Consider the following 1,458-nt stretch of genomic DNA (forward strand, 5'->3'; position numbering starts at 1 on the left):
CTTGGGTTCAAGGAGTCGTCGCAACACTGCTGTTCAGCAGTAAGTTTAGATGATCGCTGAAGGCTTCTGCCGGTGTCTTCCACCCGAGAGTTTTTCGGGGCCTGGTGTTGAGCGCGAATGCTACGGCCGCCAACTCCTCGGCATTCCATCGTGACAGGTCAGTGCCCTTGGGGAAGTACTGGCGCAGCAGGCCGTTGGTGTTTTCGTTGGTGCCACGCTGCCAGGGGCTATGGGGGTCGGCGAAGTAGACGAGCAAGCCGGTGTCGATGCGCAGTTGAGCATGCTGCGCCAATTCCGTTCCACGGTCCCAGGTCAGCGAGCGGCGTAGCTGCTCGGGCAGCCCGGTGATCTCCTTGGTGATCGCGTCCCTTACGGCTTCGGCGCCACGGCCGGCCAGCGCTGGGCCGTTCTTCACGCGTTTCTGAGTGCCGTAGCCCTCCATCCGGGGCAGGTGCAACAGCAGGGTGAACCGTGTCGTGCGCTCCACGAGGGTGCCGATCGCCGACCGGCCGGTGCCGATGATGAGGTCACCTTCCCAGTGGCCCGGGACCGCGCGGTCTTCGGCGTCGGCGGGCCTGGCGCTGATCAGCACCTCGGGGGTCACGTGGCCGCCGCTCTTGTGCCGGGCGCGTGCTCGCGGCACCCGCAGCGCACGCCCGGTGCGCAGGCAGGCGACCAGCTCCCGCTTGAGCGCTCCTCGCCCTTGGATGAACAGGGCCTGGTAGATCGCCTCGTGTGAGATCCGCATGGTGTCGTCCTCGGGGAAATCGACCTTCAGCCGGTGGGAGATCTGTTCTGGGCTCCACGATGTCGTCCAGCGGCGGTCCTGACGGTGGGGTTTGTTCCGTCCCTTCCAGGGCGCCGTCTGCGGCCCCGCCACCGGCGTGCCGTCCGGGTGGCGGACCTCTCCCGCCAGCCGCTCCTGCACATACTCGCGCAGCTGCTGGTTGGCCGCCAGTTTGGCTGTCTTCGGCCGCCGGGCTCGGCGCTCGGCGTGCCATTGCGCGACCGTCGCTCGATATTCCACGTCATACGTCCGCGTCGAAGCGTTGCGCCGGATCTCGCGGGAGATCGTCGACGGCGACCGCCCCAGACGCCGCGCGATCTCCCGCACGCCGACCTTCTGGGCACGGCATAACGCGATCTCTTCCCGCTCGGCGAACGACAGATAACGGCCCGACACCGTCGGGGCAAGGCATGGTCCCACCCCGCCAGCCTGACGAAACCAGCGCGTCCCCACCGCTGGCGACACGCCGATCTCCGCTGCGGCGTCCTCCGAGCTCGACCCTCGAGCGATCGCTTGCCAGAACCGGACGCGGTCTTCACCCCAGGCGACGGTCGGCCGTCCCGGCGAGGGGATCTGACCGCGGTACAACCGGACCGCCTGCTGTTTCTTGCCCAGGCCCATTCACCAACACCTCCAACGGCGAAGTGTTGCGAGCACCGGTTGAATCCACC

At 67.4% G+C, this 1,458-nt stretch carries 1 protein-coding gene; it reads right to left on the reverse strand.

The annotated features are described in order from the left end of the window. Positions 1–7: 7 nt before the first annotated feature. Positions 8–1,408, reverse strand: coding sequence for an IS30 family transposase (locus tag LDL49_RS56375; RefSeq protein WP_225303186.1), 1,401 nt, complete (start codon positions 1,406–1,408; stop codon positions 8–10). Between the last annotated feature and the right edge of the window lie 50 nt (positions 1,409–1,458).

Origin of the sequence: Nonomuraea aurantiaca, from assembly GCF_020215705.1 — a bacterium.
Lineage (GTDB): Bacteria > Actinomycetota > Actinomycetes > Streptosporangiales > Streptosporangiaceae > Nonomuraea > Nonomuraea aurantiaca.